22 protein-coding genes and 1 pseudogene are annotated in these 22943 nt (G+C 72.9%); 13 read left to right on the top strand and 10 right to left on the bottom strand.

Annotation, left to right across the window (positions count from 1 at the left end):
* Positions 1–84 precede the first annotated feature (84 nt).
* The 3 genes from ACZ5ON_RS17420 to ACZ5ON_RS17410 form a co-directional block, all read right to left on the bottom strand.
* Positions 85–2463, bottom strand: a complete 2379-nt coding sequence (locus ACZ5ON_RS17420; protein ID WP_465592879.1) for a glycoside hydrolase family 65 protein — start codon at positions 2461–2463, stop codon at positions 85–87.
* A gap of 133 nt (positions 2464–2596) precedes the next feature.
* Complete coding sequence (locus tag ACZ5ON_RS17415) at positions 2597–3304, bottom strand: helix-turn-helix domain-containing protein (protein ID WP_465592627.1); 708 nt, start codon at positions 3302–3304, stop codon at positions 2597–2599.
* A gap of 15 nt (positions 3305–3319) precedes the next feature.
* The gene (locus ACZ5ON_RS17410) at positions 3320–4216 is read right to left on the bottom strand and encodes a universal stress protein (RefSeq protein WP_465592624.1); all 897 of its coding nucleotides are present in this window, start codon (positions 4214–4216) and stop codon (positions 3320–3322) included.
* A 225-nt stretch (positions 4217–4441) separates the two neighbouring features.
* Here ACZ5ON_RS17410 and ACZ5ON_RS17405 point away from each other — a divergent pair, with 225 nt between their 5' ends.
* The 9 genes from ACZ5ON_RS17405 to ACZ5ON_RS17365 all read left to right on the top strand — a co-directional run bounded on the left by ACZ5ON_RS17405 (position 4442) and on the right by ACZ5ON_RS17365 (position 14071).
* Positions 4442–7180: a bifunctional acetate--CoA ligase family protein/GNAT family N-acetyltransferase gene (locus tag ACZ5ON_RS17405; RefSeq protein ID WP_465592621.1), complete on the top strand. Its 2739-nt coding sequence runs from the start codon at positions 4442–4444 to the stop codon at positions 7178–7180.
* 5 nt (positions 7181–7185) lie between these two features.
* Positions 7186–7869 carry a CBS domain-containing protein gene (locus ACZ5ON_RS17400; RefSeq protein ID WP_465592618.1) on the top strand — a complete coding sequence of 228 codons (684 nt, stop codon included), beginning with the start codon at positions 7186–7188 and terminating at the stop codon, positions 7867–7869.
* Positions 7866–8657: an HAD family hydrolase gene (locus ACZ5ON_RS17395; RefSeq protein WP_465592615.1), complete on the top strand. Its 792-nt coding sequence runs from the start codon at positions 7866–7868 to the stop codon at positions 8655–8657. The genes ACZ5ON_RS17400 and ACZ5ON_RS17395 overlap by 4 nt, the downstream gene beginning before the upstream one ends.
* Positions 8658–8932: 275 nt before the next feature.
* A complete protein-coding gene (locus ACZ5ON_RS17390) occupies positions 8933–10099 on the top strand; it encodes a 4Fe-4S dicluster domain-containing protein (RefSeq protein ID WP_465592612.1) in 1167 nt (388 codons plus the stop codon).
* On the top strand, positions 10096–10548 hold the full coding sequence (locus ACZ5ON_RS17385; protein WP_465592609.1) for a Crp/Fnr family transcriptional regulator: 453 nt from the start codon (positions 10096–10098) through the stop codon (positions 10546–10548). The genes ACZ5ON_RS17390 and ACZ5ON_RS17385 overlap by 4 nt, the downstream gene beginning before the upstream one ends.
* Positions 10545–11363, top strand: coding sequence for an FAD/NAD(P)-binding protein (locus tag ACZ5ON_RS17380; RefSeq protein WP_465592606.1), 819 nt, complete (start codon positions 10545–10547; stop codon positions 11361–11363). Before ACZ5ON_RS17385 ends, ACZ5ON_RS17380 begins: the two co-directional genes overlap by 4 nt.
* Before the next feature lies 1 nt (position 11364).
* On the top strand, positions 11365–12204 hold the full coding sequence (locus tag ACZ5ON_RS17375) for an NADH-quinone oxidoreductase subunit B family protein (RefSeq protein ID WP_465592603.1): 840 nt from the start codon (positions 11365–11367) through the stop codon (positions 12202–12204).
* Positions 12201–13562 (top strand): Ni/Fe hydrogenase subunit alpha, encoded by a 1362-nt coding sequence (locus ACZ5ON_RS17370; RefSeq protein ID WP_465592600.1) that lies wholly within the window; start codon positions 12201–12203, stop codon positions 13560–13562. The genes ACZ5ON_RS17375 and ACZ5ON_RS17370 overlap by 4 nt, the downstream gene beginning before the upstream one ends.
* Before the next feature lie 23 nt (positions 13563–13585).
* The gene (locus tag ACZ5ON_RS17365; protein ID WP_465592597.1) at positions 13586–14071 is read left to right on the top strand and encodes a hydrogenase maturation protease; all 486 of its coding nucleotides are present in this window, start codon (positions 13586–13588) and stop codon (positions 14069–14071) included.
* A 35-nt stretch (positions 14072–14106) separates the two neighbouring features.
* On the opposite strand, the gene ACZ5ON_RS17360 is transcribed toward ACZ5ON_RS17365, so the two are convergent.
* A complete protein-coding gene (locus ACZ5ON_RS17360) occupies positions 14107–14547 on the bottom strand; it encodes a universal stress protein (RefSeq protein WP_465592594.1) in 441 nt (146 codons plus the stop codon).
* A gap of 317 nt (positions 14548–14864) precedes the next feature.
* Here ACZ5ON_RS17360 and ACZ5ON_RS17355 point away from each other — a divergent pair, with 317 nt between their 5' ends.
* Entirely contained in the window at positions 14865–15566 is a 702-nt protein-coding gene (locus ACZ5ON_RS17355) for a CBS domain-containing protein (RefSeq protein WP_465592591.1), read from the top strand.
* A gap of 209 nt (positions 15567–15775) precedes the next feature.
* On the opposite strand, the gene ACZ5ON_RS17350 is transcribed toward ACZ5ON_RS17355, so the two are convergent.
* From ACZ5ON_RS17350 to ACZ5ON_RS17340, 3 genes are all read right to left on the bottom strand, one after another.
* Entirely contained in the window at positions 15776–16714 is a 939-nt protein-coding gene (locus ACZ5ON_RS17350) for a ribose-phosphate diphosphokinase (protein WP_465592588.1), read from the bottom strand.
* 45 nt (positions 16715–16759) lie between these two features.
* On the bottom strand, positions 16760–17053 hold the full coding sequence (locus ACZ5ON_RS17345; RefSeq protein ID WP_465592585.1) for a hypothetical protein: 294 nt from the start codon (positions 17051–17053) through the stop codon (positions 16760–16762).
* Between the two features lie 142 nt (positions 17054–17195).
* Positions 17196–17489 carry a universal stress protein gene (locus ACZ5ON_RS17340; RefSeq protein ID WP_465592582.1) on the bottom strand — a complete coding sequence of 98 codons (294 nt, stop codon included), beginning with the start codon at positions 17487–17489 and terminating at the stop codon, positions 17196–17198.
* Here ACZ5ON_RS17340 and ACZ5ON_RS17335 point away from each other — a divergent pair.
* The gene (locus ACZ5ON_RS17335; RefSeq protein WP_465592579.1) at positions 17386–17613 is read left to right on the top strand and encodes a DUF4193 family protein; all 228 of its coding nucleotides are present in this window, start codon (positions 17386–17388) and stop codon (positions 17611–17613) included. The two genes, ACZ5ON_RS17340 and ACZ5ON_RS17335, sit on opposite strands and share 104 nt — an antisense overlap.
* Positions 17614–17825: 212 nt before the next feature.
* Positions 17826–19250 carry an MBL fold metallo-hydrolase RNA specificity domain-containing protein gene (locus tag ACZ5ON_RS17330; RefSeq protein ID WP_465592576.1) on the top strand — a complete coding sequence of 475 codons (1425 nt, stop codon included), beginning with the start codon at positions 17826–17828 and terminating at the stop codon, positions 19248–19250.
* A 175-nt stretch (positions 19251–19425) separates the two neighbouring features.
* Here ACZ5ON_RS17330 and ACZ5ON_RS17325 read toward each other — a convergent pair whose 3' ends face one another.
* Entirely contained in the window at positions 19426–20415 is a 990-nt protein-coding gene (locus ACZ5ON_RS17325; RefSeq protein ID WP_465592573.1) for a lysylphosphatidylglycerol synthase transmembrane domain-containing protein, read from the bottom strand.
* 186 nt (positions 20416–20601) lie between these two features.
* Here ACZ5ON_RS17325 and ACZ5ON_RS17320 point away from each other — a divergent pair.
* Positions 20602–20976: pseudogene (locus ACZ5ON_RS17320) on the top strand (hypothetical protein); the annotation flags it as partial.
* Between the two features lie 196 nt (positions 20977–21172).
* Here ACZ5ON_RS17320 and ACZ5ON_RS17315 read toward each other — a convergent pair.
* Both ACZ5ON_RS17315 and ACZ5ON_RS17310 read right to left on the bottom strand, forming a co-directional pair.
* Positions 21173–22003 carry an AMP-binding protein gene (locus tag ACZ5ON_RS17315; RefSeq protein WP_465592570.1) on the bottom strand — a complete coding sequence of 277 codons (831 nt, stop codon included), beginning with the start codon at positions 22001–22003 and terminating at the stop codon, positions 21173–21175.
* 63 nt (positions 22004–22066) lie between these two features.
* Positions 22067–22864, bottom strand: a complete 798-nt coding sequence (locus ACZ5ON_RS17310; protein WP_465592567.1) for a sigma 54 modulation/S30EA ribosomal C-terminal domain-containing protein — start codon at positions 22862–22864, stop codon at positions 22067–22069.
* Positions 22865–22943 lie beyond the last annotated feature (79 nt).

The following is a 22943-nucleotide window of genomic DNA, read 5'->3' as shown; positions in this document are numbered from 1 at the left end:
GGCGGGCCGCTGCCTCCATGGCACCGCACCGCGGCACCGCCGGCAAGGGGCCGATCGCCCCTTCGGGTGGGGCCACCGGGCCGGTCAGAGGGTGAAGCGGTGGCTCTCGCCGGGACGGACGGTGACCGGGGAGCCCCGGAAGCGGACCTGGACCGGCTCCTGGCGGCTCTCGCGCAGGCTGACCGTGATCTGCCGGTGGTCGAGTGCGAGCTCCACGCCCCAGTGGCCCCGGTAGCGTAGGTCAAGCTCCAAGTGGCGTAGCGCGGAAGGCAGGCGGGGGTCGAGCCACACGGCGTCCTCGCGGATCTCCAGGCCCGTGTAGCAGCGCTGGAGCAGGTCCACGGCTCCTGCCATGGCGCCCAGGTGGACACCCTCGCGGGTGGTGCCGCCCTGGGCGTCCCGCAGGTCGGCGGTCAGCGCGTCGCGGAAGTAGCGCCACGAGGCCCGGCGGTCGGAGCGGGTCAGCACCCAGGCGTGCACCACCGAACTGAGGGTCGAGCCGTGCACGGTGCGGCGCAGGTAGTAGCCGGTGGTGCGGCGCAGCAACTCGTGCCCGGCCGGGTAGCCGAGGCGGCGCAGCAGGTCGCGCACCTCGCGGGCGGAGAACAGGTACCAGAGCATCAGGACGTCGGCCTGTTTGGACGCCTTGTAGCGGTTGACGCTGTCCCCCTCGGCCTCCAGGATCCGGTCCAGCCTCCTCAGATCGGGGTGCCGCCGCCGGTACGCCGCCCAGTCGAACTCCGCCAGCCGCTCGTAGCCGTCGAACTGGCTGAGCACGCCTTCGTGGAAGGGGATGTGCAGCCGGCGGCTGACCTCCTGCCAGCGGTCCAGCTCCTCCGGGCCGAGGGCGAGCCGTTCCAGGAGCTCCTCGCGCCGGTAGCCGGGCAGCGCTTCGACGGTGTCGAGTGCCCGGGCCAGCACCCAGGAGGCCAGGACGTTGGTGTACGCGTTGTCGTCCACCCCCGGCCGCTCGGCCCAGGGGTAGGCGTCGTGGTACTCGTCGGGGCCGAGGATGCCGCGGATCGAGTACCGCCCGCGCCCGGGGTCGTAGGTGGCGGAGGAGGACCAGAAGCGGGCGATCTCCAGGAGCATCTCGGCGCCAGCGGTGGCGAGGAAGTCGAGGTCGCCGGTGGCCTGGTAGTACTGCCAGACGTTGTAGGCGACGGCGGATCCGACGTGCCGCTGCAGGTGGCTGTGGTCGGGGAGCCAGTGGCCGGAGAGCGGGTTCAGGTGCAGCCGCTGGGACTCCTCGTGGCCGTCGCTCGCGCTCTGCCAGGGGTACATCGCGCCGCGCAGGCCCACCTGGCGGGCGGCCTGGCGGGCGGTGTCCAGACGGCGGTGGCGGTAGCGCAGGACGGCCCGGGTGAGTTCGGGGAAGCGCAGGTTGAGGAGCCTCAGGACGAAGAGTTCGTCCCAGAAGACGTGGCCGCGGTAGGCCTCGCCGTGCAGGCCGCGGGCGGGAACACCGACGTCGAGGTCCACGGAGTGCTCGGAGTACGTCTGGAGCAGGTGGAACAGGTTCAGGTGGAGCGCGCCGATGCCGTCGAAGTCCGCCTCGATCCGGCAGCGGCGCCACAACTCGGCCCAGTGCAGGGCGTGTTCGGTCAGTAGCCGGTCGAATCCCGGGGCCTGGGCGACGAGCAGCCGGGCGGCCCGCAGCGGAGCGCCGATCGCCGGGTCGCGGGAGGTGTACACCGCGACGGTCTTCTCCACGGTGACCGGCCGGCCCGTGAGGGCGTCCAGGGTGAGGAGTTGGGCGGCCCAACCGTCCTCGACCTCCCCGGTGCGCTCGACCGGGACCAGCGTGTTCGCGTGGTGTGCCCGGGTGCGCGCGGCGAGTGCGATGTGCAGCGGTGATCCGGCGGCGGTGACCTCCAGCCGGAGCAGGCCGTCGTCGTCCGAACCTTGGCTGACCGGGACCAGATGGCGGTCGGCCAGGCCGAGGTAGCGGGCGACGCCGGTATTGGCCACCGTCCCGTCGAGCGCGGAGCGGACCTCCAGCCGGCCGGACCAGTTCTCCGGCACCAGTGTGGTCTCCAGCGCGACCAGGTGCGGCTGGGCCTGGCTGGCGATCCTGCGCTGGACCACCCGGGTGCGCAGGCCCCGCGGGTCCGCCACCAGTGCGTGCCGGGTGAGCACACCGCGGCGCAGGTCCAGCTCCAGGCGCTGCCGTACGGGTGGGCCGGTGAACCACTCGCCGCCCTCGGGGCGGAAGGTCAGCGGCAGCCAGTTGGGGCAGTTGACCAGGTCCTCGTTGTCGACGAGGTGCCCGTCGACGGCAGACGTGGCGCGGTCGTAGCACCCGGCGAGGTAGGTGCCGGGGTAGTGGACGCCGTCGGCCCGGGACTCGGGGGCGGCGCCCCGGGTGACCAGGTAGCCGTTCCCCACGGCGCACAGGACCTCGCGCAGGCCCTCCTGGACGGGATCGAAACCCTCGTAGCGCAGCGTCCAGGGGTCGGGCATCGCCGGCTCCGGGGCCGAGCGCGGCGTCCTCCGCGCCGTGGGCGCGGGGGAGTGCGCGCGGGTGTCTGCGTCCACCTGGCTGGCCTCCTCCGCTCGGCCTGCCTCCAGTGTGAGCGGCGCGCCGTCACCCCGCTCAGCGATCGGAGGCCGACGGTGGTGGCGTCTGCTCGGTCCGGATGATCCGGCCGGTCACGGCGGCGGGCTCGATCCGGACCCAGACGTCGCGCTCTCCTCCCGCCCAGGGACTCGGGAAGCCGCGGTCCGTGAGGTGCCCGATGGTCTCCTGGTCCTCCAGGAGCGTGGCGGTGCCGGTGGCGAGGACGCTCCAGCCGGTGCTCAGCGCCTCGTCCAGCCGGTCGACCTCGAAGGCGACGTTCGTGCCCACGGCGGAGGCCAGCATCCCGGTCGCGGTGGTGCGGAAGACCAGGGTGCCGTCCAGCACCCGGTAGTTCACCGGAAGGACGACGGGCCCCTCGGAGGTGCTCAGGGCCACGCGGCCGACGCCGCCCGGAGCCAGCCTGGCCCAGCACTCCGCCGCACCGAGCTCGGCCAGCACCGGACGGGCGCTCGCCCGTTCGCGGCCCGGCGGCAGGTCGAGACCGCCGCCGAGCAACTGTTGGGGGGTGGTGCCGAGCGTTCCGGCCAGCCTGGTGAGCGCGGCGATGTCGACGGCGGCGGGCGAGGACTCCACGTACTCCAGGTACGTCTCGGCCATGCCCGCCCGGGCGGCCGTCTCCCGGCGGCTGAGCCCGAGCTGCTGCCTGCGCAGGGCGATGCGCCGGCCGAGGTCGCCGGCGCCGGTCGGGTGCTTCCCGGCCGAGTCCGCGTGCTGCATGAACATGGCTGCTCCCTGTCATTACCGGTTTCGGGATCCGCTCGGGACCACCACGAGCGGGCGGTGGCAGCGGTTGACCAGGACGCGTCCGGTCGACCCGAGCACCAGGCCCTGGAAGCCGCCGAGTCCCCGGTTGCCGATCACCAGGCAGCGGGCGTGCCGGGCGGCGGTGGCGAGCATCTGGGCGGGGTCGCCGGTGAGCACCTCGTGCCTGACCCGGACGTCCGGGTACTTCTCGCGCCAGCCGGCGAGCGACTCCGAGAGGTCGAGGAGCGACTCCTCCACGAGGTCGGGGCGGTCCGCCTCGCGCGGGCGGCGGACCTCGACCGCCTGCAGGTCGACCTGTCCGAGCGAGGCCTCCTCGAAGGCGAAGCCGATCGCGGCCTCGCAGGCGGCGGAGCCGTCGATGCCGACCACGACCGGGCCGGGGCCGGAGGTGTCCGGTTCGGGTTCGGGGACGAGTACCACCGGGCACGGGGGATGGCCCACCAGGGACGCGCCTTTGGAAGCGATCATCAGGGTGGCCTGCGGCTCGGTCAGGTGCCGGCCGCCCAGGACCAGCTCAGCCGCTTCTTCGGCGGCCTCGCGCAGCACGCGCACCGGTCGCCCCTCGACGAGCCGGGCGGTGATCTCCAGCCCGGGGTGGCGTTCGTCGGCGAGCAGTCGGGCGGTCTCGAGCAGCTCCTCGCCGCGGGCCCGCAGCGTGACCAGCCGGTGGTGCTCGGGCTGTCCGGCCTCGGCCTGCGGGGAGATGCCGGTGGGCCAGTCCTGGGCGTGCAACAGGTGCAGCGGCAGGCCGCGCCAGGCGGCGTCGTCGGAGGCCCAGCGCACGGCCCAGTGGCTGGCCTCGGAGCGGGAGACGCCCACGACCACGGGGCGGCGGCTTCCGGTGCCGGTCGGGGCTGTGGAGCCGTTCATCGGGAGCTCCCTTCGGTTCGGAGCCGGCACTTCACCGGTCTGCTTCAAGCCTCGGCGGCCCAGGCCGCCGCCGGGGAGGGCCGTTCGGGCCGCCGGGCGGGACCGCGCGGCCCCTTCGCGCGGGGCGGCCGGGGAAGTCCCGGGGCCGGTCGGCCCTGTCGGCGACGCGCGGCGGGGACGGATGGTGGAGGTGTACCGGGGAGCGCCATGGACCGAGGAGGTGCCATGTCCACCGCTCAGCACCCGCCGCGTACCGTCGAGGCGCTGCTCGCCGACGGGACCACCGTCTCGATCCGGCCGCTCGGCCCGTCCGATCGAGCGGCCGTACTGGACCTGCACGCGGCGCGGATGTCGGACGACAGCCGCAGGCTGCGCTTCTTCGGCGCGAGCCGGCGTGCCCCGCAACTGGCGGCCGAGCGGCTGTCCGGGCCGTCGAGACCCGAGCTCCTGGCACTGGGGGCCTGGGCGGGCGGGGAGCTGGTAGGGGAGGCCGACTGCGAGACGGTCCCGGGGCACCCCGAGGCGGCCGAACTCGCCCTCGCGGTCGCCGACGACTGGCATCACCGGGGCGTTGCCACCCTGCTGCTGGAACACCTGGTCCACGCGGCACGGCAGAACGGCATCCGTACCTTCGAGGCCGACACCCTCGCGGACAACCGCGCCGTGCACCGGGTCTTCTCCGACCTGGGCCTGCCGGTCCGGCGGCGCTTCGAGCGGGGCGAGGTACGGGTCCACGTCCCGCTCGACGAGGCGGACGAGCACTACCGCGAGGCCGTGGACGAGCGGGGCCGCAGCGCCGACGTCGCCAGCCTGACCGCCCTGCTGCGCCCGGCGTCCGTCGCGGTGGTGGGCGCCTCCCGGCGGCCGGGCTCGGTCGGGCAGTCCGTGCTGCTGAAGATCCGGCAGGCCGGTTTCACCGGCGAGCTGTGGGCGGTGAACCCGTACGCCGCCGAGATCGCGGGCGAGCGGGCCCACCCCTCGCCGAGCACCCTGCCCGGCATCCCGGACCTCGCCGTGCTGGCGGTGCCGCCGGCCGCGGTGGCGAGCGCCGCCGAGGAGTGCGGCCGGGCCGGCGTACGGGCGCTGGTGGTACTCACCTCCGGTCTGGACGCGGATGCCGCACGGCGGTTGATGCACACCTGCCGCCGCCACTCGATGCGGCTGGTCGGCCCGAACAGCCTGGGCATCGCCCAGACCGACCCCGCGATCCGGCTGGACGCCGAGTTCGGCGGCGCCTTCCCGGTGTGCGGTACGGCCGGGGTGGCGGTGCAGTCCGGCGGAGTCGGGATCGCGCTGCTGGAGCGGCTGGCCTGGCTGGGCATCGGGGTCTCCAGCTTCGTCTCGCTCGGTGACAAGTACGACGTCAGCGGCAACGACCTGCTGCAGTGGTGGGAGAGCGACGGCCGCACCGACCTCGCGCTGCTGCACCTGGAGTCCTTCGGCAACCCGCGCGCCTTCTCCCGCACCGCCCGCCGGGTCACCCGCAGGTTCCCGATCCTCACCGTCGACGCCGGACGCTCGCCCGCAGGCCGCCGGGGCGCCGCCTCGCACACCGCCGCGGCCGCCACCCCGACCGTCACCCGGGAGACCCTGTTCCGCCAGGCCGGGATCACCGCGACCCGAAGCATCGCCGAACTCGTCGACACCGCCGCCCTGTTGCACAGCCAGCCGCTGCCCCCGGCACGCTGCGCGGTCGCCGTGCTCTCGAACGCGGGCGGTGTCGGCATCCTGGCCGCCGACGCCTGCGCGGACACCGGCCTGACCCAGCTCGAACTGCCCTCCGCCCTGGTCGCCGAGCTGCGCGACCTGCTCCCCGGCGGCGCCTCGGCCGTGAACCCGGTGGACACCACCGCAGCCGTGACCCCCGGCCAACTCGCCGCCTGTCTGGACACCTTGGCGCGCAGCCGGGCGGTGGACGCCCTGCTGGTCTGCCTGGTCCCCACCGCACTGACCGCCGCAGCGCGGGACGATCCCGTTCGCGCCCTGCTCGACGGCCCCGCGCACCGCCGCATCCCCCTCGCCGCCGTACTGCTCAGCCAGGAGGTACCGGTCCGCCTGCTGACCTGCGCCGACGGCGGGCACATCCCCTCGTACGCCGACCCGCAGGACGCCGCGCGGGCGCTCGCCCACGCCCGCGACCGGGCCCGCCGACTTGCCGAGCCGCCCAGCCCCGAGGTCGCGGCCCCGCCCGGCTGCGACCCGGCCGCCGCCCGGCGCCTGGTCGAGTCCTTCCTCACCGCGAACCCGGACGGCGGCTGGCTCGACCCGGCCCTGACCGTCGAGCTCTTCGACTGCTACGGCCTGCCGCTGACCATCTCGATCTGGACCCCGGACGAACACGGAACCGTCGTCGCCGCCCAGTCGCTGCGACAGCTCGGACACCGGCGCGAGGTCGTACTCAAGGCGTACTGGCCGGGCCAGGTCCACAAGAGCGCGGCCGGTGCGGTCCGCACCGGCCTGGCCACGGACGCCCAAGTCCGCCGGACTTTCCGGGAGTTCACCGAACGGTTCGGCAGTCGACTCACCGGTGTGGTGGTCCAGCCGATGGCCGCACCCGGGCTGGAACTGCTCGCCGGAGCCGTCCAGGACCGGGTCTTCGGACCACTGGTCCTCCTCGGCCTCGGGGGCACCGCCACCGAGGTGCTGGACGACCGGGCCGCCAGGCTCGCCCCGCTGACCGAACGGGACCTGGCCACCATGCCCGCCGAACTGCGCGGCTCCGCACTGCTGTCGGGCCACCAGGGCGCACCGGCCGTCGACCTGGCCGCCGTCCAGGACGTCCTCACCAGGCTCTCCCACCTGGCCACCGACCTCCCACAGCTCGCCGAACTCGACCTCAACCCGCTGATCGCCCGGCCCGACGGAGTGCTCTGCGTGGACGCCCGGGCCCGGCTGGAACCCAGGCCGTCCTTCGACCCCTACCTGCGACGGCTCCGCCGCCCGGCGGCCGCCGAAGAGGACTGAGCACGATGAACCACAGCATCCTCGACGGCACTTCGACCGTGGGCTTCGCCGACCCGGGCCACGCGCGCACCCCCGGCCGGGCCGTCGTCCGGACCTGCATGAGCCGCCCTGCCGTCGCCGTCACCCCCGACACCGACTTCGCCACCATGGTCGCCGCCATCACCGCGTCCCGGCGCGGCGTCCTGCCCGTCGTCTCCCCGGACGGCACCGTCACCGGCGTCGTCGCCGCCTCCGACCTGCTGGCCGCCTACGCCGAGCCGAACACGGCGGAGCTCCTCGCCCGCGACCTGATGACCGCGCCGGCCGTCACCGTGGCGGAGGACCGGACCGTCGCCGGGGCAGTGGCCACCGTCCACCAGAGGTCGATCCACCACCTGCCGGTGGTCGACGGCAAGGGCCGGCTGACCGGCATGGTCTCGACACACGACCTCCTGGACGCCCTGCGGCGTGACGACGAGCAAATGCGCAACGAGGCACTGACCCTCGCCCTCACCCCGGGCACCGGCGTCGTCCCGAGCTCACTGCACATCAGATGCGAGCGCGGCCGGCTGACCGTCGCCGGCCGCACCCGTACCCGCAGCGACGCCGCCGCTCTCTGCCTCCAACTCGCCCGGATCGAAGGGATCGCAGGCCTCACCGACCGGCTCCGCTGGGACCTCGACGACATCGAAGGGCGGGCCGAGGCATGACCGGCTCCGCCGCCACGGTGCTCCTGGACCCGCGCCGCATCAACGCCGCGGTGTTCGACGTCGACGGAGTGCTCACCGACTCCCTGCCGCTGCGCACCGCCGCCTGGCGCGACACCCTGCACGCCTTCACCGCCCAGTACGCCCGCGCCACCGGCGACGTGCGGCCCCCACTGGACACCTCGACCGACCTGCCCGCCCACCTGGCCGGCCTGCTCGACGAGGACATCGCGGCCGCGCTGCTCCACCCGCCCACCCGTCGGGTCGACCTCGCCGGCAACCATCTCGGCCCGGCCGAGGCGGAGCTGCGCCGGATCCTGGCCGACCACGAGGACCAGCGCTTCACGGAACTGCTGGACGCCGAAGGGCTGCACGCCCGTCCCGGCGCCCACCGGCTCCTGCTCGACCTGCAGGCGGTGGGCGTCGCGGTGGGAGCGTTCTCCAGCGGGAGGCACTGCCCGGCGATGCTGCACCGGGCCGGCCTCGACCACCTGGTGGCGGTCAGCGTGGACGCCGAGGACACCGAGCACTACGGGCTCGCCGGACCGCCCAACCCGGCGCTGCTCCAACTCGCGCTGCGCCTGCTGCACACCCGGCCCGAACACGCGGCGGTGTTCGCGGACACGCCCGCCGCCCTGGAAGCGGGGGAGCGGAGCGGGTTCGCCCTGGTCGTCGCCGTCGACCACCGGAACGAGGAACGGGCCCGGGTGCTGGGCGGCCGGGAACCGGTGGTCCACGACCTGGGCCAGGCCGAGGTGCCGGCCGGCCGTCCGATGCCGCTCGGGCTGTGAGCGGGCCATGGCCGGGCCATGACTGGGCCGTGGCCGGGCGACACCTGCCCGTACGGCCCTATCGGCGCTGTGTCGGGCCCGAAATCCTGCCCATCCGAGCGGTTCTGTGCAACAGATGGGCCGGTGGCGGCCAGGGCCGGCGGCAGAGGTCCGCGGCACCGGAAGAACCGGAGAGGGAGGTACCCCGCAGTGAAGTGGCTCGGATCGGAAACGGCTGGTGGAACCCCGGCACCCGCGGGCGGGCGCGGGTCCATGACTGACGAGCGGACGCCCTGATGAGCGCCCCGGCCACTCCGGCAGCCGACGAGGCCGTGATCGACCGAGAAGGCCTGGCAGCCCTGGTCGACGTCCTGCGCTCCCGAGGTTTCACCGTGATCGGTCCGACCGTACGGGGCGGTGCCATCGTGCTCGACGAGCTGGAGTCCGCCGAGAGCCTGCCGTACGGCTGGGGCGTCGAACTCGAGGCAGGGCAGTACCGGCTGCGGGAACGCACGGACCCGGCGGCCTTCGCCAACGCGGCCGGACCGCAGTCGTGGAAGACCTTCCTGCACCCCGCCCGGGTCCGGCAGTGGCGGGCCGAACGAACCGACGGACAGCTCACCTTCGAGGCGGACGACACCCCGGTGCCCCGCTACGCCTTCCTCGGTGTCCGACCGTGCGACCTGCGGGCCATCGCGATCCAGGACCGGGTGCTCACCGGAGGCCGGCACGCCGATTCGACCTACCAGGGCCGGCGCTCGGGCGCGTTCCTGGTCTCGGTGGAGTGCACCGAGCCCGGAGGCACCTGCTTCTGCGTCTCCATGGGCACCGGGCCGGCGGCCGGCCCCGGCTACGACCTGGTGCTCACCGAACTGGTCGACGACGAGGGCGGCCACCGGTTCTGGATCCGAAGCGGCAGCCCGGAGGGCGCCGACGTCCTCGCCGAACTCCCCGGCAGGAGCGCCGACGCCGCCACCCGCGCGGCCGCCCGCGCGCAGGTCTCGGCCGCCGCCGACCGGATGGGCCGCACCATGCCCGAGGCCGACCTGCACCAGCTGATGGCGGGCACACTCGACGCCCCGCGCTGGGACGACGTCGCGTCCCGCTGCCTGACCTGCGGCAACTGCACGATGGTCTGCCCGACCTGCTTCTGCACCACCACCCAGGACGTCACCGACCTGACCGGCGACCACGCCGAACGCTGGCGGCTGTGGGACTCCTGCTTCGACCTCGACCACTCCTACCTGCACGGCGGGACGGTGCGCGCCTCCTCGCGCAGCCGCTACCGGCAGTGGCTCACCCACAAACTGGGCACCTGGTACGACCAGTTCGGCTCCTCGGGGTGCGTCGGCTGCGGCCGGTGCATCGTCTGGTGCCCCGTCGCGATCGACATCACCGAGGAGGCGGCCGCCCTGCACGACTGGGCCGGCCGGCCGGCGGACGACGGCGAGGAACCGGCATGACGGAGCTGCCGTTCCTGCTCGACGCGCTGCCGCAGGCACACCGGGACCGGCTGCTCGCCCTCGCCCGCGACAGCTCCTTCCCCCCGGGCAAGCGGCTGTTCGACGAGGGCGAGCAGGCCGACCGCTTCTGGCTGATCCGCTCCGGTGAGGTCGCCCTCGACCTGTACGTCCCCGGCCGCCCAGCGCCGGTCGTGCAGACCGTCGGGCCGGGCCAACTCCTCGGCTGGTCCTGGCTCTTCCCACCGTACCGCTGGCACCTGGGCGCCCAGGCCCTCGGGCCGGTGGACGCCTGGGAGTTCCCCGCCGACGAGGTCCGCGCGCTCTGCACGGCGGACCCGGTTCTCGGGTACCAGCTGACCCTGCGCTGCGCCGAGGTGATCGGCGAACGGCTCCGGGCCACCCGGATCCGCCTGCTGGACCTCTACGCACCTCGCACGGGCGCGCCATGAGTACCGTCACGCCACCGCACCCGTACCGGGTGACCGCCTTCCGAGCGGAGACGGCGGACGCCGTGTCGCTCGAACTGCGGCCCGTCGAAACGGCGCTGCCGGTCTTCCTGCCGGGGCAGTTCGCCATGGTCCATGCCTTCGGCGTCGGCGAGGTGCCGATCTCGGTCAGCGCGATCCGAGGCCGCGACGGCGCCCTGGTGCACACCGTGCGCGAGGTCGGCGCCGTCTCCGGAGCACTGTGCCGACTGCGCCCCGGCGAGGTCGTCGGCCTGCGCGGACCGTACGGCACCGGCTGGGACCTGGACTCGGAGACCGGAACGGACGTCGTGGTGATCGCCGGTGGCATCGGACTGGCTCCACTGCGCCCGGCGGTGCACCAGGTGCTGGACCACCCGGAGCGGTACGGCAGTCTCCGCGTCCTGGTGGGCGCCCGCACCGCCGAGGACCTCCTCTACCGGGACGAGCTGGAAAGCTGGCGGACCTCGGCCCAGGTCGAGGTGACGGTCGACCGCCCCACCCCCGGCTGGCAGGGCGCGGTCGGCGTCGTCACCGGACTGCTCGACCGGGCCGGACCGCTCGACGCCGACACCCGCGCACTGCTCTGCGGACCTGAGGTGATGATCCGCCACACCGCGCAGGCACTGCTCGCCCGGGGTGTGCCCGCACGGCACATCCAGGTGTCGCTGGAGCGGAACATGAAGTGCGGCACGGGCCATTGCGGCCACTGCCAGCTAGGACCGCTCCTGCTCTGCCTGGACGGACCGGTGGTCGACTACGCCCGATCCGGGCCACTGCTCGCCGTGCGGGAGTTGTGAGATGACCGACGACACCCTCCCCACCCTCGCGGTCTGGAAGTTCGCCTCCTGTGACGGCTGCCAGCTGACCCTGCTCGACTGCGAGGACGAACTGCTCGGCCTGGCAGACCGGGTGCGGATCTCGCACTTCTTGGAGATGTCCGGCGCCGAGGGCACGGGTGATGGCGGGCCGGCCGGCCTGGAGGGCGTCGGACCGTACGACCTCTCCCTGGTCGAAGGGTCAGTCACCACGGCCGAGGACGCCCGGCGGATCCGCCGAATCCGGCAGATCTCCCGCCGCCTGGTCACCATCGGCGCCTGCGCCACCGCCGGCGGCGTCCAGGCCCTGCGCAACTTCGCGGACGTGACGGAGTTCCGCGCCGCCGTCTACGCCCACCCCGAGTACATCGCCACGCTGGCCACCTCCACCCCCATCTCGGCCCACGTACCGGTCGACTTCGAGCTGCGCGGCTGCCCGATCGACCGCCGCCAGCTCCTGGAGGTGATCACCGCCTACCTGGCCGAACGCAAGCCGAACATCCCGGCGCACAGCGTCTGCTACGAGTGCAAACGCCGCGGCACCACCTGCATCACCGTCGCCCACGGCACCCCGTGCCTCGGCCCCGTCACCCACGCCGGCTGCGGCGCCATCTGCCCGGCCTACGACCGAGGCTGCTACGGCTGCTTCGGACCGTCCAACACCCTGAACATTCCGGCGATGGTGCGCCAGCTCCAGCACGACGGCATGAGCGAACGGGACGTCATGCGGGTCTTCCGGACCTTCAACGCGGCCTCCCCCGAGTACGCCGAGCTACCCGACCTCGTCAACCAGGACACCCCCACCGACAGGGAGACCCGATGAGCCACCGGGGAGAGCGGATCCTGCGCCTGGACGCACTCGCCCGAGTGGAGGGCGAAGGCGCCCTGCACCTGGTGATCAGTGACGGCGAGGTAACCGACACCCGCCTGCGGATCTACGAACCGCCGCGCTTCTTCGAGGCATTCCTGATCGGCCGAGGACACACCGAACCACCCGACATCACCTCCCGGATCTGTGGAATCTGCCCCGTCGCCTACCAGATGACCGCCTGCCAGGCCATCGAGGCCGCCTGCGGTGTGACCGTCGACGGCCAACTCGCCGAGCTGCGCCGCCTGCTCTACTACGGTGAGTGGATCGAGAGCCAGTCCCTGCACGTCCACCTCCTCCACGCCCCCGACTTCCACGGCCACCCCAGCGCCGTCGAACTCGCCCGCGAGCAACGCGAACCCGTTGAGCGGGGACTGCGGATCAAACAGGCCGGCAACGCCGTCATGGAACTGCTCGGCGGCCGCGCCATCCACCCGGTCAACGTCCGGCTCGGCGGCTTCTACCGGGTACCGACGCGAAGCGAACTCGCGCCGCTGGCTGAGCAGTTGCGCCGAGTGCGGGACGACGCACTGGAGACGGTGCGCTGGGTGGCGGGTTTCGACTTCCCCGACGCGGAAACCGACTGCGAACTGCTGGCCATGCAGGAAAGCGGCCGGTACGCCATCGACTCCGGCACACCCACCGTTCTGAGTCTGCCCGGCGACACCGCCCCGAACCAGGTGGGCTCACAACGCCGGTTCCCCGTCGGTGAGTTCGAACAGCACGTGGTCGAGGAACACGTCCCCCACTCCACCGCCCTCAGATCGAGCCTGGACGGCAAACGCCACCTCACAGGCTCACTCGCCCGCTACGCCATCAGCGGCCGCTGGCTGCACCTGGCCGCCGCCGAAGCCGCACGGGCGGCCGGACTCGGCGACCCGTCCACCGGCGCGGTCTGCCGCAACCCCTTCCGCAGCATCATCGTCCGCGCCGTCGAAGTGGTGCACGCGGTCGAGGAGGCGTTGCAGATCATCGGCACCTACGAACCGCCACCCCGACCGCATGTCGACGTGCCGCCGCGCGCGGCCGAGGGCTGCGCCGCCACCGAGGCGCCGCGCGGCCTGCTCTACCACCACTACGCCATGGACGCGGACGGCACCCTCACCTCCGCCCGGATCGTCCCGCCGACGGCCCAGAACCAGGCGGCGATCGAAGAGGACCTGCGGCGGCTGGTACAGGCGCGCCTGGACCGGCCCGGCGATCCCCCCACCGACGAGGAGCTGACCGGTCTGTGCGAACGGGCCGTCCGCAACCACGACCCGTGCATCTCCTGCTCCGCCCACTTCCTCGACCTGACCGTGGACCGGGCATGACGGGACCTGGCCGTGGACCGGGTGTGACGGGCCGCGTGGTCGTGATCGGCGTCGGGAACCCCTACCGCCGGGACGACGGAGCAGGACCGGCCGTCGTCGAAGCGCTGAGCAGCACGGTGCCCGAGGGCACGGTGCTCACCGTCAGCGACGGCGAGCCTGGGCGGATGCTCGGCCTCTGGAACGGCCGTGACAGCGTGATCGTGGTCGAGACCGTACACGGGCACCCGGGCGACCCGGGGCGGCTGCACACCCTGGACGCCGAGGCGACCGCCAGGTGCGCGAGCGGCCCGGCCAGCAGCCACGGTCTGGGCCTCGGCGAGGCCGTTGCCCTGGCAGCCGCGCTCGACCGGATGCCCTTCGAACTCGTGGTCCACGCAGTGGAGGGCGAGGACTTCGGCCTCGGCCCCGGACTCAGTGCCCCGGTCCGAGCGGCGCTCGCGGAACTGGTCGACCGGGTGGCCGCGGCCGTCCGGGACGCGCACCGGCGCCAGCGCTCCCGGTCAGGCTGAGCCGGAGTCTCCGGGCCCGCCCCAGGTACATCGACTCAGTCCTCCGGACCACGCAGGACCACCACCGGACAGTGCGCGTGCTGAGTGCAGTGCTGTCCGACGGATCCCAGCAGCGCGCCGGTGAACCCGCCGTGCCCGCGGTTGCCGACGACGAGGAGGGAGGCTCCGTCGGCGGCCTCGAGCAGCACTTCCGCTGCCGGGCCCTGGCTGACCTGGGACTGGATCTCCACGGGCCGCTCGGGCCCGACGACCTCGGCGATGGTGGCGCTCAGCACCGAGCGGGCGACGCCCTCGGGAGTGGGCTTCTCAGGGGTGGGCGCCCACGAGGACAAACCGTAGAGCTGCGGATACTCCCAAGCGATCACGGCCTGAACCACACCGTCGACCAACCGGGCTTGCCGCACCGCCCACCGAAGGGCCTCCTGGGACGGCTTGGACCCGTCCACCCCGACGACGATCCGCTCCTTCTCGGCCATGGTCTCTCCTCACGTGGAACGCTGCGCCCAGCGTGCCCCGCAAGTGCGGTGTTCGCATCAGGGTCGCCCGCTGCCGATCGGCCCGTACCCGCCGCTTCAGCGCGCCAGGACCCGAGGAAGGCAAGGCGCACCCCGGCCGGGCCGTCGAGTACGGCGCCGCGTCCTCCGCCGCCGAGACCCACCAGTGGTCCCGCCCGGAGCGGTCGCTGTCTCCCGGACCGGACCGGTCCCGGCAGTGGGACCGAACGGCCCTGTGCCGACCCTCGGCCCGGGGCGGAGAGTGTGAGGTAGGGGACACTCGTGGAGGAGTGAGGACCATGCAGCACCGCACTGTTCACGACGTGATGACCCAGGAGGTCGTCACCGCTCGGCCGGACACGCCGTTCAAGGAGATCGTGGCGTTGTTCCATCGGAACGACATCACCGCGATCCCGGTCATCGACGACCAGGAACGCCCGCTTGGCATGGTCTCCGAGGCCGACCTGATCCGCAAGGAAGCCGTCCTCCCCGATCCCGAGGGCCGTGCCCCCGGCCGCTGGCTGGATCCGCAGGACCGGGCCCGCGCGGAGGCCGAGACCGCCGGCGGCCTGATGACCAGCCCCGCCGTCACCGCCCGGGCCAGCTGGTCCGTACCCGAGGCGGCACGCGCCATGGACAAGCACAAGGTCAAGCGGCTCCCGGTGGTGGACGAGGTCGGCCGGCTGGTGGGTATCGTCAGCCGCCGTGATCTGCTCCAGGTCTTCCTGCGGCACGACGCGGCGATCCGCGAGGAGATCACCCACGACGTGTTCGGCCAGACCCTGTGGGTCGCGCCCGGTTCCGTCCAGGTCGCCGTGCACGATGGCGTGGTCACTCTCGCCGGACGGCTCCCGCGCAAGAGCCTGGTCCCGATCGCCGAGCAGCTGTGCCGGGCCGTGGACGGTGTGGTGGCGGTCCACCAGAATCTCGACTGGACCGAGGACGACACCGAGGTCCAGCTCGAACACCCCCACCCCTATGAGGCTGGCCGGCGCCAGTGACGCCCGGGACGGTCGTCGTCACGCAATGGTCGCGATCAGGGTCTCGACGCTGCGGGTGAAGCTCCCCCCTGATCCTGGAGACCGGGTGCTATGCGGCCGTGGTGGTACAGCAACGGACGCAGCGGCGGTCATCGCGTTCGTGTCCGGCCATCAGGACTCCTTCCCGCCGTGGAGAGTGGTGCGGCGTGGAGAGTGGAGCGGATCGCCGGTCAGACGCGCATCCGCAGGGTGTCCAGCGGCTCGTCGCCGTGCAGCAGGCTGATGGCGTCGGCGAGCAGCGTGGCAATGGAACACACCTTCAGCGGGAGGACACTGTCCGGGTCCGGGGCGAGGGTGTCGGTGACGTACAGGCGGCGGACCGGGATTTGCACCAGTCGGTCCTCCGCCGGGCCCGCGAACAGGCCATGGGTCGCGGCGACGGCGACGCCGGGCACGGCGTCGTGAGCGAGCAGTACCCGTACGGCGGCCTCGATCGTGCCACCGGTGCTGATCATGTCATCGACCACCACCGCGGGACGGCCGGCGACCTCGCCGACCAGTTCCTCGGCCTGCACACTCGCGCCCGAGACACGGGTCTTGCGGACCACGGCGACCGGCCGGTGGAGCAGTGCGGCGAAGTGTTCGGCCAGTTTCACCGCGCCGAGGTCAGGCGAGACCAGTACCGCGTTGTCGGGTGTCAGCTCGGCCAGCGACTCGGCGAGCAGCGGTACGGCGGTGAGCATCTCGACCGGGATGGCGCTCATCGCCTCCAACGAGGCGGTGTGCGGGTCGACGACGACCAGCCGGTCGGCTCCGGCCGCCGCGAGCGCGTCGAGCACGACCCGGGCGCCCACGGCCTGCCCGGCCCGGGTACGGCGGTCCTGGCGGGCGTAGCCGAAGTACGGCACGACCGCGGTGAGTCTGCGGGCCCCTTCCCGCCGGCAGGCGTCCAGCAGCAGGAGCAGTTCGGCCAGGTGCTCGTTCACCGGCGGCCCGGTGGGCTGGAGCACGTACACGTCGTCGCCGCGTACGGCACCGACCACCGGTTGCAACTCTCCGTCGGGGAACTGCTCCACCTCGCACTGCGCCAGCTCGATGTCGAGTGCTTCCGCCACGGCGTCGGCCAGTGCGCGGTGGGCTGTCCCGGAGATGATCCGCAGGTGCGTCATCGCTTCCTCCGCAGGGTGTGGGCGAACGTCGTTCCGGTGTCCGGGCTACAGCTGCGGTACCTGGAGGGGGCGCCGGGTGTCGTCCGCGCGGGCCAGTGCCGCCAGGGAGTTCTGGTATTCCGGCGGCCCGATCAGGCCGGTCAGGAGGGCATGGACGAGAAGTTTCTCGGCCCCCTCGCAGGTGATCGCGACTACGCGTGCGGCGGTCTGCGAGCGATGGTCGAGGTCGGGTCGGTCTGCCGTGGCCTGTCGGCGTCTTGGGTGCAGAAGCCGCCCGGCGATGGCTCTGGCCGATCTTGCCACGAATCGGCCCAGACGCCTGATCAGTGTTGCGATCATGGCTGCTACCTCCCGGTAGGTCCTTCTGTTCACCAGCCTGGCACTTGGTCGAGCCGGTGGCGCCAGCCGGACGCCCCGCTCTGCGGGGCCGGGCGGCCCAGCCGGACGGCACCAGGGGCCCTTTGCGCGCCCGGCCTGCCGCTCAGCCGTACGGGATGACGGCGAGCGGGCAGGCGGCGTGGTGGACGGCGGACTGCGTCACGGGCCCGATCCGGGGCGCCAGACCGGCACGGTACCCGCCGCGTCCCACCACCAGGAGTTGCGCGCCGGTGGCGGCGTCCACGACGGCTCGGGCGGGGCTCTCGTGGTTGAGGTGTTCGACCACCTGGACGGTGGGGAACTTCTCCCGCCATGGGAGGAGAGCCGAGCTCAGGGCCCGTCGGTCGGCTTGCTCGACGAAGTACGGCAGCCACCCGTGCAGCGAGGAGCTCGCCATCCCGATCGTCCCCAGGCAGCCGGACGAGTTCGTCTGCGCCCGCTGCTTCACGGTTCACCACCGCAGCCAGCTCGTCGGCCAGACCGCGGACGGCCAGACCGTCTGCCGCGACTGCCTGCCCTGACCGTGCGATTTCCCGTGATTCGTCTCCTCCGGAAACCGCAGGCGTGGGCTGCCTCGCATTGGGGCTGCAAACGTTAGGAATGCGTGCCGTCGGGTCGACGCGGTTCCGGACGGAGCTGAAACTGAGAACCCACTCCGTTCCCACCAGCGTGGAGGGCGGACTCCACGGCGAGCCCGCATTGTGGGACCCGAGGACGCCCTTCGGAGGTCGCCATGACGACAGACGCCGCCACACCCCATCCGCGGCCCCGGCCGGGGCTGTTGACCTTCCTCGGCGGTGTGGGCACCGTCACGGGCAGCAAGTTCCTGGTGGAGACCGACCACGCCCGGGTGATGGTCGACTGCGGCCTGTTCCAGGGCCTCGCCGAGCTGCGGCGGCGCAACTGGCGACCGCTGCCGCTGGACCCGGCCGATGTCCACTGCGTGGTACTCACCCATGCCCATCTGGACCACTGCGGCTATCTGCCGCGCCTGGTCCGGGACGGCTTCCGCGGCCCGGTGTTCTGCACCCCCGACACCGCTCGCCTCGCCGAGCTGATCCTGCGCGACAGCGCCCACCTGCTCGCCGAGGACGCCGACCACGCCAACCGACACGGGTGGTCCAAACACCGGCCGGCCCGGCCGCTTTACGACGAGCATGACGTCGGCACGGCCCTGGAGCGGTTCGATCCCCTGCCGACCGGCACCGACGTGGAGATCACGACCGGCACGGTGCTCCGCCTGCACCGCGCCGGACACATCCTCGGCTCCACCTGGGCGCACCTGACCCTGGAGGACGGGCACACCCTGGCCGTCAGCGGCGACCTCGGCCGCCCGGTCCACCCGCTGCTCCGCCCGCCCGAGCCCTTCACCGGAGCCGACGCCCTGCTGATGGAGTCCACCTACGGCAGCCGCTACCACGAGGAGCCCGCCGCTCGAGAGTGGTTCGCCCGCGCGGTTACCCGCACACTCGCACGCGGCGGCACCGTGGTCATCCCATCGTTCGCCGTCGACCGGACCGAGGTCGTCCTGCACCAGCTCGCCGAGCTGCGCCGCACCGGGCGGCTTCCGTCCGACACGCCCGTGTACGTGGACAGCCCGATGGCGCTGGCCGCGCTGCAGATCTACCGCGAAGCCTTCGCCGCCCACTCACCCGAACTCCGCCCGGACGTCCTGCGCGAGGGCGAAGCGGCCCTCGACCCGGAGCCCTTCTCGGTGATCCACTCACTCCAGGAATCCCTGGAGCTGGAGCGTTCCGAGGGCCCGTCGGTCCTGGTCTCGGCTGCGGGGATGGCCACCGGCGGCCGTGTCGTCCACCACCTCCGCCGGCTGCTCCCCGACTCGCGCAACACCGTGATCATCGTCGGCTACGCCGCCGAGGGCACCCGGGCTCGCGACCTGGTCGACGGCGCGCGAGTGCTGAAGATGTACGGCACCTACGTCCCGGTACGGGCAGAGGTGGTCAACGTCCCCGCGTTCTCTGCCCATGCCGACGCCGCCGAGATCATCGAATGGCTCCGCCACGGCCCGCCTCCCGCCGTTACCTACCTGGTCCACGGGGAACCCGAGAGTTCACACGCGCTGCGCGACCGGATCGACCGCGAACTCGGCTGGACCGCCGTCGTCCCGCGCTCGGGCGAGCGGGTCCTGGTTCGGTGACTGGGCGCTCTGCGGCTTCCACGTGCGACGGCAACGGATCGGTGTGACATCTACCCTTCCGCGAGTGGGCTGAGAGCGAGCGCGGGGAGGAAGCCGAGTGTGGTGAGCCGTGGACGTCGTCCGTCAAGGCGGCAGCCGGAGCGGTCGGAGAGCGGCGGGCGAGCGGTAACGGGGTTCAAGGTGCGGGAGGCCGGGCGGGGCGGCCAGGGCGGAAGGTGGCGACGAGCCAGCTCGCCCAGCCGATCGGCTGGAGAGCCCAGTAGCTGATCGCGCGGTACAGCAGTGTCCCGGCGATCGCGGGTCCTGGGGGCAGCCCGTACAGGACGAGCAGCGCGGACAGGCTTGCCTCGGCCACCCCCAGGCTGCCGGGCGTCAGTCGCAAGGAGCCCGGGATCTGCGTCAGCCCGTAGGCGAGCAGCAGGCCGTGCCACGGTACGCCGCTGCCCAGCGCCCACAGGCAGGCGGCCAGGCAGGCCGCGTCGAAGACCCAGTTCAGCAGCGCGAGTGCGCCCGGGAGCAGCCACGGCCGGACGCCGGGCTGCAGGATCCTGGCCTGTTCCATCACGTGTGCCAGTCCACGCTGGGCCTGCCGCACCCGGGCGGACCGCCGGCCTGCGCCCTCCCAAACCCGCCGCACCGCATCACGGAAGCCGGCGAAGCGGGACAGGCCGACGGCCAGCAGACCGACTGCCGACGCCAGGAACAGCACGCCGGCGACCGGGCGCAGCACGGTGGCGGCACCGGCCGCGCCAACGGCGAGAAGGCCGATCACGATCAGGATGCCCACGCCGAGTGCCGACAGCGCGCCGCCGACCACCAGCACGGCCGCCGCCAGGGCCGGTGCCACACCCCGACGGCTCAGTTGCCGGAACAGCCAGGCGCTGGCGAAGGCCGCCCCGCCGGGCAGCGCACCGGCCACGGCGTTGGCAGCCACCGCGATCACCGTCACCCGCCGCAGGTCCCACCGCACCCCGCCCGCCCGCAGCAGCCGCCATGGCACGGCGGCGAAGCACAGCATCGACAACGCCTCGCAAGCGACGCCCACCCCCAGTTGGGGCAGCCGTACCCGGGCGATCAAGGTCAATGCCTGCGCCAGCTGATGCCGCCGCCAGACGGCAGCCAGCACCGCAGCCGCCACCAACAGGACCGCGCCCAGCCACCGCACCCAACCCAGCCAACGGGGATGACCGGTTCGCCGACCCACGCGGGAGCCGGCTGCGGGCTCCGACCGCTCGGACACCGGCCGTCACCACCGGTAGGCGACGCGGCGCACGGGCCGGACGTGGGCGGCCGACCCGCCGCTCGTGCCAGGCCGGCCTCGCCGGGCGTACGGCCCTGCTGGCGGTGAAGCATGGGAGCGGATGGCTTTCACGACCCTCCTCCTGACCGGATGTTCTGGTCAGCCCATCATCAGCGCGTACCAACGGCACGACGCCACGCATGGCCGTCCGGGAAGCTGCGGCATGCCGAGAGAGGCGGCGACCTGGAGGAGGAGGGAGGCAGTGCTGCCGCTCACGACCTCGACATCGCCCGCGATCGGGTACTGCTCGGGGATAGGGGGCCCTCCAACGCCCTGCTCTCGGAGGAGTGCCGTGCGGTCACCGTGCACGAGTCCGGACACGCCCTCGTGGCCGCCCTGTGCGAGCACGCGAACCCGGTCGCCAAGGCGACCATCCTGTCGGCCGGCATGTCCCTCGGATCGACCGAGGAACTCACCGATGCTGAGCGGAACTCGTGCGTCCACGCCGCCGTCGACGACCACACGCGGGAGCCGGGGGTGGCGGCTCGTGACGGCGGACTGCAGCGCGCCATCGTTGAGGGCACGTGCCGCTTGCCGGACGGAGTGGCCGCCGTCCGCCGGATGCTCGGTTACGGGTTCGACGACAGCCGCATCGACCCGGGGAAGCCGGTGACGCGCGGCGTTATCGGCCCGCGCTCGGCGCCCGATACTGCTTGCGGAGGCCGGCCAATTGCTCCTCCACCTCCCGCCGTTGTCCGGCCTCGATCTCCTCCGGAACGGGCTCTCGTTCCGGAGCCTCAGCCGGCACCGGCATCTGCCACGCGCGCAGCACCTGCAGCCGGGCGCCGCGCAGGGACGCCTCGTCGAACGCGAACTCCATGGCGCTGAGTGCGGTGACCCGTCGGTCCCGACCACGACCCGGTGATGACCGGTGGTCAGCTGGCCGACCACCACCACCGGGCCTGCGGCGTGGCCGGCGACCTGCAGACCGACGGATCCGAACAGAAGGTTTCCCAAGCCCCCCTCGCCCCGTGCCCCGAGAACAGCGGATCTCGGTCCCGGCGAAGTTCGCGATCATGATGCAGCCGGTCTCGGTCTGCCACCAGTTGTCGTGGATCGGCAGGCCGAGGATCTCCTGCCCCCACCGCACCGCCTCCGGATTGAGGGGCTCGCCGACGCTGGCGATGAACCGGAGCGCGGACAGGTCGAAGGACTTGGGAAGGTCGGGCGGCCTTCCGCGCGGGCTCACCCGCATCAGCATCCGGATCGCGGTCGGCGCCGTGTACCAGACCGTGACCCGTTCCGAGGCGAGGATGCCGTACCAGCGTCGGGCGTCGTACTCGCCCGCGTCGACGACGAGGGTGACGCCGTGGGTGAGCGGGGCGATGACGCCGTACGAGGTGCCGGTGACCCAGCCCGGGTCGGCGGTGCACCAGAAGCCTGCCGGTACGGCCCGGCTCCAGGTGACTCCGGCCTGTTCCGGGGCAGTCGGTCTGTTCGAGCGTGAGGTCACCCTACGGTCGTGGAGCGAGGAGATCGGTCCTCTCTGGGCTGGCCGGATCCTCAGAGGCAGGGGTCACTCGGCGGGTGTGATCAGGCCGTAGTGCCCGTCGTACCGGCGGTAGAGGACGTTGCCCCGCCCGGTGGCGTCGTCGGCGAAGAACACGAACGGCTGCCCGAGTGTGTCCATCCGGCGCTTCGCGTTGACGAGGTTCAGCCGGGGTGCGGGGGCCGGGCTGACGGTGATCGGGATGGCGGCGGTGCCGAGTGGCTGCGGGTGCACCTGGGCGAGCCGGTAGCCGGTCGGCGCCGCGCGGTAGAGGACGCTGTCCTCGCCGGTGGCGAGGTCGGTGAACAGGCGGAAGCCGTAGTCCATGGTGTCCATTTCGAAGGCGGCCTGGTCGGGTGTCTCGCGCGGCAGCGAGACGGACTTGTGCCGGACCACCTTGCGCAGCTCCGCCGGGCGCGGACAGTGGTGGGGGCGATGCGGGGGCTCCGTCCGGAGCAGCCGTTCGTACTCTCCGGCCTGCGCCACACCTTCCCGTCGGGCCTCCAAGTGCCGACTCACTCGGGAGAGTTGAAGAACGATTCGCTCGCGCAGCAGGGCGATGGCCTCACTCATGGTTTCAGCGGCGACCTGGGCGCGGGCGCGGCGGCCGTTGACGTCGAGGTTGGCCTGGGCGAGGCAGGGCCGCTCGGCCGCGGGGTCGTCCATCCGGGTGAGCCGGATCCGGGCGGACAGTACGGGCTCGCGCGTCTCCTCGAGCAGGGCGAGCACGGTACTGCGGGCGAGCTCCGCCGTTCCGGGCGGCAGGTCGCCATGGATCTCGACCTGGACCTCGGGCGTCTGCCCCGTCATGGACTTGTTCACCATCGGATCTCCTAGCTTCGCTCCGCCCACTCGATCAGGACCGGCCGACCGGGCGCCGGCGAGCGGTTGCCTGGCCTGTGCC

This window comes from Kitasatospora sp. NPDC032150 (assembly GCF_055579945.1).
The sequence above is the reverse complement of the archived record's forward strand: the minus strand, read 5'-3'. Positions and strand labels throughout refer to the sequence as shown.

What these genes read in the sequence shown, in the direction of transcription:
- ACZ5ON_RS17420 (WP_465592879.1), bottom strand. Translation starts at nt 2,463, where the DNA reads ATGCCCGACCCCTGGACGCTGCGCTACGAGGGTTTCGATCCCGTCCAG.
- ACZ5ON_RS17415 (WP_465592627.1), bottom strand. Translation starts at nt 3,304, where the DNA reads ATGTTCATGCAGCACGCGGACTCGGCCGGGAAGCACCCGACCGGCGCC.
- ACZ5ON_RS17410 (WP_465592624.1), bottom strand. Translation starts at nt 4,216, where the DNA reads ATGAACGGCTCCACAGCCCCGACCGGCACCGGAAGCCGCCGCCCCGTG.
- ACZ5ON_RS17405 (WP_465592621.1), top strand. Translation starts at nt 4,442, where the DNA reads ATGTCCACCGCTCAGCACCCGCCGCGTACCGTCGAGGCGCTGCTCGCC.
- ACZ5ON_RS17400 (WP_465592618.1), top strand. Translation starts at nt 7,186, where the DNA reads ATGAACCACAGCATCCTCGACGGCACTTCGACCGTGGGCTTCGCCGAC.
- ACZ5ON_RS17395 (WP_465592615.1), top strand. Translation starts at nt 7,866, where the DNA reads ATGACCGGCTCCGCCGCCACGGTGCTCCTGGACCCGCGCCGCATCAAC.
- ACZ5ON_RS17390 (WP_465592612.1), top strand. Translation starts at nt 8,933, where the DNA reads ATGAGCGCCCCGGCCACTCCGGCAGCCGACGAGGCCGTGATCGACCGA.
- ACZ5ON_RS17385 (WP_465592609.1), top strand. Translation starts at nt 10,096, where the DNA reads ATGACGGAGCTGCCGTTCCTGCTCGACGCGCTGCCGCAGGCACACCGG.
- ACZ5ON_RS17380 (WP_465592606.1), top strand. Translation starts at nt 10,545, where the DNA reads ATGAGTACCGTCACGCCACCGCACCCGTACCGGGTGACCGCCTTCCGA.
- ACZ5ON_RS17375 (WP_465592603.1), top strand. Translation starts at nt 11,365, where the DNA reads ATGACCGACGACACCCTCCCCACCCTCGCGGTCTGGAAGTTCGCCTCC.
- ACZ5ON_RS17370 (WP_465592600.1), top strand. Translation starts at nt 12,201, where the DNA reads ATGAGCCACCGGGGAGAGCGGATCCTGCGCCTGGACGCACTCGCCCGA.
- ACZ5ON_RS17360 (WP_465592594.1), bottom strand. Translation starts at nt 14,547, where the DNA reads ATGGCCGAGAAGGAGCGGATCGTCGTCGGGGTGGACGGGTCCAAGCCG.
- ACZ5ON_RS17355 (WP_465592591.1), top strand. Translation starts at nt 14,865, where the DNA reads ATGCAGCACCGCACTGTTCACGACGTGATGACCCAGGAGGTCGTCACC.
- ACZ5ON_RS17350 (WP_465592588.1), bottom strand. Translation starts at nt 16,714, where the DNA reads ATGACGCACCTGCGGATCATCTCCGGGACAGCCCACCGCGCACTGGCC.
- ACZ5ON_RS17345 (WP_465592585.1), bottom strand. Translation starts at nt 17,053, where the DNA reads ATGATCGCAACACTGATCAGGCGTCTGGGCCGATTCGTGGCAAGATCG.
- ACZ5ON_RS17340 (WP_465592582.1), bottom strand. Translation starts at nt 17,489, where the DNA reads ATGGCGAGCTCCTCGCTGCACGGGTGGCTGCCGTACTTCGTCGAGCAA.
- ACZ5ON_RS17330 (WP_465592576.1), top strand. Translation starts at nt 17,826, where the DNA reads ATGACGACAGACGCCGCCACACCCCATCCGCGGCCCCGGCCGGGGCTG.
- ACZ5ON_RS17310 (WP_465592567.1), bottom strand. Translation starts at nt 22,864, where the DNA reads ATGGTGAACAAGTCCATGACGGGGCAGACGCCCGAGGTCCAGGTCGAG.